Below are 7,066 nucleotides of genomic sequence, written 5' to 3'. Positions count from 1 at the left end.
TAAAATAAGTGTTATAAATAACAGGATCTTTTTCATTTAATTTTCTTCTTTCGGTTCGCGTTTGCTGCCCAGGTATAGTTCATACTCAAACAGGCGGCAATCAAGCTTACCATTATAAAATTCAATTTTGCGGGCAGCCTTTAGTCCTATTTTCTTGGCCAGGTCGGGATTGCCCGTAAAAACGTAACCATTATACCCGAGGCATTTCTTTTTCAGGAAATCGCCCATGCGTTTATAGGTGATCTCCAATTTGGTGTGCACACCCAAACGCTCGCCGTATTCAGGGTTAAACATCACCACGCCTACTTCGGCAGGAACCTCGGTATCTTCAAAGTCACAAACGTTAAAATCAATCAAATGTTCTACGCCGGCAGTTTTTGCATTTTTGCGGGCAATGTCAACGGCATCTTCAGAAATATCTGTAGCAATGATCTTAAAGCCGGTTTCTTTTTTTGCTTTGTCCTTTAAAGTGCGGCGTTCGGCAAAAAATACGGTTTCATCATAACCCAGTATATGCATAAAGCCGTAATTCATCCTGAACAAGCCCGGATGTTTATCGGTGGCCAGCAATGCGGCTTCAATGGCCAGGGTACCCGAACCGCACATGGGGTTAATGAACGTGCTTTTCATATCCCATTTGGTAGCCATGATGGTTGATGCCGCTAATGCCTCAAGCATAGGTGCCTTGCCTGGTATTTTACGGTAGCTGTGTTTTGCCAGGGTTTCGCCGGATGTATCCAGGAAAATTTCGGCACGGTCATCCTGCCAGTAAAGGTGCACCAGGGTTTTATTAACCTCCGGGCCCGAATCCGGCCTGATGCCTTTGATAGATTTGATCCTGTCGGCAATGGCATCCTTCACCTTTACGTTGGCAAACAGCGGGGTAAGGATGTGCTCGTTATTTACGTTTGATGATACGGAAAAATAGCCGGTAAAATCAATCAGCTTTTCCCATTCAATGGTTACCAGCTCATCGTAAAGCTCTTTCGGGTCGCGGGCGGTAAAAGTTTTTAACGAATACAGGATCTGACTTGCGCAGCGCAAATTCAAATTAAGCGGAATGGTATCTGTAACGGTACCCTTTAGTTCGACCCCTGTGGGGAAAACACGTACCGGCTCAAAGCCTAAAGCTTCAACTTCCCGTTGCAGGTAAGTTGAAAGCCTTTTGTTACATGTAATTATGATTTTACTTTCGGTGTGGAAAACTTGCATATTAATTCGGTAAAATTAAGAATTAAAAAGCCCCTATTTTAATTTCTTAACTATTAACTTTACATTTTAAATTATTTGAAGACTAATTATGGAAGTTAAAGGTAAGGTACATGAAGTATCGGCTACCCAGCAAGTAACCGATTCACTTAAAAAACGCGAACTTATACTTGAATATATTGAGAACCCTCAATACCCTGAATATTTAAAGTTTGAAGCTATACAGGATCGTTGCAATTTGCTTGATAGCGTTAAAGTTGGTGATGATGTAGAGGTGTCATTTAACCTTAAAGGTCGCCCGTGGACAGATAAAATGGGTAAAAAAAGTTATTTTAACTCGTTACAGTTATGGAGGGTTACTCCGCTGGCTGCCGCTAACAACGCATCTGCTGCGCCGCAATATGCAGCTCCTTCAGCTGATATCAGTTCATCAGCCGATGATGACGATCTGCCATTCTAAATAGAAAAGAATAAGCAAGATATTTCAAAAGGCCCTTCATCAGGGCCTTTTGTTGTTTGCTGGATTTCATATTACGATATTGAATGCATCTGTAATAAGATTGATCAAATAGCTTGTCATGTAGCGACAATCAAAGAACGAGCAAAATAATATGGCAACAATTCAAACGCAATCTTTACTCACCTGCCCTGCTTGCGGACATCAAAAGGAAGAAACTATGCCCACTAATGCCTGCCAGCACTTTTACGTATGTGAAAACTGCCAGGCCATGCTAAAGCCGCTTGCCGGGGATTGCTGTGTATATTGCAGTTATGGAACAGTAAAATGTCCGCCGGTACAGGCTGGTACTTCCTGCTGTCGATAAACTGGTCATACTTCCCTAAAAGTTGTCTTTATCCGTTTCGTAACATATCCGCAAATTCATTCGGTAACGGGCTATCCTCAACTGCACGCGCAGCCCTTTCAACATCATACGCAACACGTATAAATTCAACCTGAACACTGCTTGGGTCAGTAACAGAGCTTGTTTCGCTGAGTGTTAAAATTACATAACAGCCGTTGGGGTTACCATCTTTCGGCTTACCCACAGAGCCCAGGTTAATAACATGCTTGTAGTTGTTGTCATCGGCCTCGAGAATACGATGATAAGGCTTGTGCGAATGGCCGACACACAAAATGTCAGCCTTTGCTTCGTCCATCATTTCTAAAACGTAAGTCTCATCGAGATCTTCTAAAATATATTCGTCAACACTCCGTGTGCTGCCATGAGCCAGTACGATGTTTAACGCATCGTCATTTAGTTTAAATTCCAGCCGGATATGAGCGGGAAGTGTTGCAAGGTATTTTCTGCCGTCAGTATCAATTAAATGATAGGCGTAGCCTTTACCAGGCTCGCTTAAGCTGTGTTCTGTTGTTACCAGTTTTTTTACTTTCAGGTCATGGTTACCTGCAAGCGTTGCAATATTACGTTTGCGGATTTCTGCTATCACCTCGTTAGGCCAAACGTTGTAACCTACGAGATCGCCGAGACAATAAACGGCATCTACATGACGGGCATCTAAATCTTTCAGCATGGCTTCCAATGCCGGGAGATTGGCATGGATATCGGAGAATAAAGCTATTTTCATTGATTATCCGTTTCGTAACATATCTGCGTATTCATTCGGTAGCGGGCTGTCTTCAACCGCTTTGGCCGCTTTCTCGATATCGTAGTCAAAACGGATAAATTCTACCTGCACGCTATCCTTATCCTTGATCGAGCTGTTTTCATTAATATGCAGCAATACATAACCGCCGCGCGGGTCTTTATCTTTCGGTTTGCCGACCGAGCCGATATTAATGGCGTGACGATAATGGGTATCTTCTGTAATTACCGATGGCAATACCCTGTGATAGGGCTGATGCGTATGTCCAAAGCACATGATATCCGCATCTGCTTGCTCCATAATACGGATCAGGCTTTTTTCGTCGCGATCTTCAAACAGGTACTCGTTCACCTTGCGCGGGCTGCCGTGGACCAACAATACGTTGAGTTTATCGTTATTTAACTGGAACTCTAAACGGATATGAGCGGGAAGGGTACGCAAATAGGCCCGCTGTTCATCTTTTACTATCTCGTTGGTATAGGCTATGGATACTTTGCCTAAAGCCTTTTCTTCGTCGGTTTTATAGGCACAGCCACAATCATCGCTATGGCGGCCAATGCCGAAGTCATAGTTACCGGTTATTGTCGGGATATTACGTTTACGGATTTCGTCGATCACTTCGTTCGGCCAGATGTTGTAGCCTACAAGGTCGCCAAGGCAATAAATGGCATCGGTATTTCTGGTTGCCACATCGGCAAAAAAGGCTTCCAAAGCCGGAAGATTGGCATGGATATCGGAGAAAAGTGCAATTTTCATTATTCTACGGCAGTTATAGTTTTAGACGTGTAATATTTTTTACGGAAGTAAAAGGCAAGATTAACCAATGCGATCAGGGCAGGCACTTCTACCAGTGGCCCGATAACCCCGGCAAACGCTTCGCCGGAGTTAATGCCGAATACGCCAATCGCTACTGCAATTGCCAGCTCGAAATTGTTACCGGTGGCAGTAAATGCAATAGAAGTACTTCTTGAATAATCGGCACCGAATGACTTGCCCAGGAAAAACGCGATCACGAACATGATGGCAAAGTAAATCACCAGCGGTATAGCGATCCTTACAACATCCATAGGTATTTGGACGATCAGGTTACCCTTAAGGCTGAACATAACCACAATGGTAAAAAGTAAGGCGATCAGGGTTATCGGTGAAATAAACGGCACATATTTGGTTTGAAACCATTCCTCGCCCTTGATCCTGATCAGCGTGTAACGGCTGATAACGCCTGCTGCAAAAGGTATCCCTAAATAGATGCCTACGCTTTTTGCGATCTCGCCAATGGTAATATTCACAGCCAGCCCCTGTAAGCCGGATAATGGCGGCAATACCGTAATAAACAGGTAAGCGTAAACGCTGTATAGCAATACCTGGAAGATGCTGTTTAAAGCGATCAGCCCGGCAGCATATTCACGGTTGCCCTCGGCCAGTTCGTTCCATACCACCACCATCGCAATGCAGCGTGCAAGGCCGATCAGTATCAAACCGACCATATAAGCCGGATGATCACGCAGTAAAGTGATTGCCAGCACGAACATCAGCACTGGGCCAACTATCCAGTTAAGCACCAGTGAGGCGCTCAGTACTTTGGTATCTTTAAATACCTGTCCTATGTTCTCATATTTTACTTTGGCTAATGGCGGGTACATCATCAGGATCAGACCAATGGCCAGGGGGATATTGGTTGTCCCGCTTGAAAAGGAATTGATGAACCCGGAAGATGAGGGAATGAAATAGCCAATCCCTACGCCACTTGCCATGGCAAGGAAAATCCATAGGGTTAGGTAACGATCAAGAAAACCTAATTTTTTACGTTCGGCCACGGGGGCACAGTTGTTTGCTGACATGTGATTTACTGTATAGTTAATGTTTTGATGAAGCAGGTGTTAAAATATATTTCATTTAATTGGTTATTGCATTAAAGCAATATTACGATTGATATCGACAAAAAAAAGCTCAGCAACAGCTATCGTCACAATTTACCTCTACAAAGAAGCTTGCGAGCAGCGTTCTGTATTTTGCCCAGGTTTTATTGTTGATACAGTAACACATACTGGTGCCTTCTATTTTTCCTTTAATGATCCCTACATCTTTCAGTTCTCTCAAATGTTGGGAAATGGTAGGTTGTGCAAGGCCGAGCAGATCAACCAGGTCACTTCCTATACATTCATTGGCTTTGATCAGGTGTTCAATAATGGCAATACGGGCAGGGTGCGCCAATGCTTTTAACATTACCGCCAGCTCATTTTGTGCATCCGTAAAATTTGCTGTTTTTGTTATTCCCATATTGCAATGTCACGATTAATTGGTGAAATAAAAAAGCTTCTGCCCGTTATTTTTTCAATCATTCTGATCTCATGCTAAATTCTCTTTTACAAAGTTTGCCGAATAGATTTTTATCAGATCTCTCACTTCACGGAACTTATCCATGATCTCTTCGGGTGTGCCTGTCGCTTTTGCCGGATCAGGGAAGTTTTGATGGAAGCGTTTAACATTGCCCGGGAAAAAAGGGCAGGCCTCATTGGCGTTATCACAAACAGTGATCACCATATCAAACAGAATGGCCGAATATTCGTCCACATGGTTTGAGGTGTGTTTTGAAATATTAATGTGGTCTTCGGCCATCACCTGTATGGCTTTAGGGTTCACGCCATGCGTTTCGATCCCGGCGCTGTAGATATTTGCCTTGTCTCCGGCATAGAACCGTAAATAGCCTTCAGCCAACTGGCTACGGCAGCTATTACCCGTGCATAGTACTAAAATATTCTTCATGTTTCCTCCTTTAGTTGATCCCTGTAACTTTACTTCTTCTTTCCAGTAGCAATACATCCCGCCACATACCGTTCATTTTGCCGACCTTTTCCCGGTAACCGATTTGCCGAAACCCGTGCTTTTCATGTAAGGCAACACTTGCGGCGTTTTCAAGGAAGATCCCGGCCTGTAACGTCCAGATATTTTCCGCTTCGGTATCGCTGATCAGTTTTTCAAGTAGCGCCGAACCGACTTTTCGCCCCTGATAGGCTGTACCTACATAAACACTCACTTCGGCAACACCTGCATAAACGCAGCGGCTTGATACAGGCGTTAAGGCAACCCATCCGGCAATTTTGCCATCAATTTCCGCTACAAAGCGGTGCTTTTCCATATGAGCTTTATTCCATGCAGGGCCGTTGGGTGCGCTGGTTTCAAACGTAGCGTTGCCTGTTGCAATGCCTTCCTGGTAAATGCGCAAAACGCTGTCCCAGTCTTCATCGGTCATCGGTCGTATTGCTATCATCGTGATTTTAGTGAAAAGTTCAGAAATCGGTTTGTTTTTAGCAGCAGCCTGATCCCGGTGCGCAGCATGGAGCAGCAACGGCAAGGTTTTTCAATTCAACTTTTTGTTTTGCAGGTGCAGGAGTGCAGCACTCTTCGCCTTTATCGTTCGTGCCACAGCTCCCGCCTCTTGTAATGGCTTTGCATTGTACGGCATCCGGGCGCAGGTCAACGATCAGGTTATCGCCATCGATGATAAATTCGCCGGGGAACATCTGACGGGTATCAAACTCAGAATTTCCGAACTCAATTTTAACCGTTCCAAGCGGGTTAAGCGGCAGTGATTTTTCAACAACAGCCACAATAGATAAGGCCTTGCTTACTTTCATTGATCTTTCCTGTTGCTCGTTTTCAGGTTCCCAAAGCTGTACGATAATTTCAGTCCAGCTATTCATAACGCCGCCACAATCAACAGAAACAATTGGGGCCTGCTTGATCTCGGTAATGTGATAAGAGGCATCAACCCATTTGTTTTCTGCATACTGGAACTGCAAATTCAGATCAGGGTTCTTTACCAGTTCTTCTTTGAACTGGCTCCAGTTCAGGCTATCTGCTTTGTTCATAGTTTCGTTCTCCTTTATTTGTTTTATTGCAATATTGCGATTGATTTGTTCAAATTTTTTTAGCAGCAGGATTTGGTTTTATTATAGGACTGCATGAACTGTCCCAGCTGATTTTCCAGTTTTTCCCAGGCTTTCGGTTCAATGCAGTAGCAAACGCTTACCCCTTCAATGGTACCTTGTATCAACCCGGCATTCTTGAGTTCTTTTAAATGCTGTGAAATTGTCGGCTGTGCCAAACCAAGTTCATCTACCAAATCACCACAGATACAGGCATTGGTTTTGATCAGATATTGCAGGATGGCAATGCGGGCGGGGTGTGCCAATGCTTTCAACATGGTTGCCAACGCATTTTGCTCATCTGTGAATATTTCTGTTTTTGT

11 protein-coding genes are annotated in these 7,066 nt (G+C 44.0%); 2 read left to right on the top strand and 9 right to left on the bottom strand.

Going from position 1 to position 7,066, the window contains the following annotated elements; all coding sequences use genetic code 11:
- Positions 1-36: 36 nt before the first annotated feature.
- Positions 37-1,212 carry a THUMP domain-containing class I SAM-dependent RNA methyltransferase gene (locus VF500_RS12515; RefSeq protein WP_330859994.1) on the bottom strand — a complete coding sequence of 392 codons (1,176 nt, stop codon included), beginning with the start codon at positions 1,210-1,212 and terminating at the stop codon, positions 37-39.
- Between the two features lie 88 nt (positions 1,213-1,300).
- Here VF500_RS12515 and VF500_RS12510 point away from each other — a divergent pair, with 88 nt between their 5' ends.
- Positions 1,301-1,669 carry a DUF3127 domain-containing protein gene (locus tag VF500_RS12510; RefSeq protein WP_330859993.1) on the top strand — a complete coding sequence of 123 codons (369 nt, stop codon included), beginning with the start codon at positions 1,301-1,303 and terminating at the stop codon, positions 1,667-1,669.
- A gap of 151 nt (positions 1,670-1,820) precedes the next feature.
- Complete coding sequence (locus tag VF500_RS12505; protein WP_330859992.1) at positions 1,821-2,033, top strand: GDCCVxC domain-containing (seleno)protein; 213 nt, start codon at positions 1,821-1,823, stop codon at positions 2,031-2,033.
- 28 nt (positions 2,034-2,061) lie between these two features.
- Here VF500_RS12505 and VF500_RS12500 read toward each other — a convergent pair whose 3' ends face one another.
- The 8 genes from VF500_RS12500 to VF500_RS12465 all read right to left on the bottom strand — a co-directional run.
- Positions 2,062-2,796 carry a metallophosphoesterase family protein gene (locus VF500_RS12500; protein ID WP_330859991.1) on the bottom strand — a complete coding sequence of 245 codons (735 nt, stop codon included), beginning with the start codon at positions 2,794-2,796 and terminating at the stop codon, positions 2,062-2,064.
- 3 nt (positions 2,797-2,799) lie between these two features.
- Positions 2,800-3,570, bottom strand: a complete 771-nt coding sequence (locus VF500_RS12495) for a metallophosphoesterase family protein (RefSeq protein WP_330859990.1) — start codon at positions 3,568-3,570, stop codon at positions 2,800-2,802.
- Positions 3,570-4,655, bottom strand: coding sequence for an ACR3 family arsenite efflux transporter (gene arsB / locus VF500_RS12490; protein WP_330859989.1), 1,086 nt, complete (start codon positions 4,653-4,655; stop codon positions 3,570-3,572). Before arsB ends, VF500_RS12495 begins: the two co-directional genes overlap by 1 nt.
- A 109-nt stretch (positions 4,656-4,764) precedes the next feature.
- A complete protein-coding gene (locus VF500_RS12485; RefSeq protein WP_330859988.1) occupies positions 4,765-5,094 on the bottom strand; it encodes a metalloregulator ArsR/SmtB family transcription factor in 330 nt (109 codons plus the stop codon).
- Positions 5,095-5,163: 69 nt separating this feature from the next.
- Positions 5,164-5,580, bottom strand: a complete 417-nt coding sequence (locus VF500_RS12480) for an arsenate reductase ArsC (protein WP_330859987.1) — start codon at positions 5,578-5,580, stop codon at positions 5,164-5,166.
- Positions 5,581-5,590: 10 nt separating this feature from the next.
- The gene (locus VF500_RS12475; protein ID WP_330859986.1) at positions 5,591-6,085 is read right to left on the bottom strand and encodes an N-acetyltransferase family protein; all 495 of its coding nucleotides are present in this window, start codon (positions 6,083-6,085) and stop codon (positions 5,591-5,593) included.
- Positions 6,086-6,122: 37 nt separating this feature from the next.
- Positions 6,123-6,686, bottom strand: a complete 564-nt coding sequence (locus VF500_RS12470) for a DUF6428 family protein (RefSeq protein ID WP_330859985.1) — start codon at positions 6,684-6,686, stop codon at positions 6,123-6,125.
- Between the two features lie 59 nt (positions 6,687-6,745).
- Positions 6,746-7,066: metalloregulator ArsR/SmtB family transcription factor (locus tag VF500_RS12465; RefSeq protein ID WP_330859984.1), on the bottom strand; the 321-nt coding region annotated here is incomplete at its 5' end.

It is taken from the genome of Mucilaginibacter sp., from assembly GCF_036383575.1.
GTDB lineage: Bacteria > Bacteroidota > Bacteroidia > Sphingobacteriales > Sphingobacteriaceae > Mucilaginibacter.
Note: the sequence above shows the minus strand (reverse complement) of the source record. Positions and strands in the feature narration are given on the sequence as shown.

What these genes read in the sequence shown, in the direction of transcription:
- arsB (WP_330859989.1), bottom strand. Translation starts at nt 4,655, where the DNA reads ATGTCAGCAAACAACTGTGCCCCCGTGGCCGAACGTAAAAAATTAGGT.
- VF500_RS12495 (WP_330859990.1), bottom strand. Translation starts at nt 3,570, where the DNA reads ATGAAAATTGCACTTTTCTCCGATATCCATGCCAATCTTCCGGCTTTG.
- VF500_RS12480 (WP_330859987.1), bottom strand. Translation starts at nt 5,580, where the DNA reads ATGAAGAATATTTTAGTACTATGCACGGGTAATAGCTGCCGTAGCCAG.
- VF500_RS12485 (WP_330859988.1), bottom strand. Translation starts at nt 5,094, where the DNA reads ATGGGAATAACAAAAACAGCAAATTTTACGGATGCACAAAATGAGCTG.
- VF500_RS12470 (WP_330859985.1), bottom strand. Translation starts at nt 6,686, where the DNA reads ATGAACAAAGCAGATAGCCTGAACTGGAGCCAGTTCAAAGAAGAACTG.
- VF500_RS12515 (WP_330859994.1), bottom strand. Translation starts at nt 1,212, where the DNA reads ATGCAAGTTTTCCACACCGAAAGTAAAATCATAATTACATGTAACAAA.
- VF500_RS12505 (WP_330859992.1), top strand. Translation starts at nt 1,821, where the DNA reads ATGGCAACAATTCAAACGCAATCTTTACTCACCTGCCCTGCTTGCGGA.
- VF500_RS12475 (WP_330859986.1), bottom strand. Translation starts at nt 6,085, where the DNA reads ATGATAGCAATACGACCGATGACCGATGAAGACTGGGACAGCGTTTTG.
- VF500_RS12510 (WP_330859993.1), top strand. Translation starts at nt 1,301, where the DNA reads ATGGAAGTTAAAGGTAAGGTACATGAAGTATCGGCTACCCAGCAAGTA.
- VF500_RS12500 (WP_330859991.1), bottom strand. Translation starts at nt 2,796, where the DNA reads ATGAAAATAGCTTTATTCTCCGATATCCATGCCAATCTCCCGGCATTG.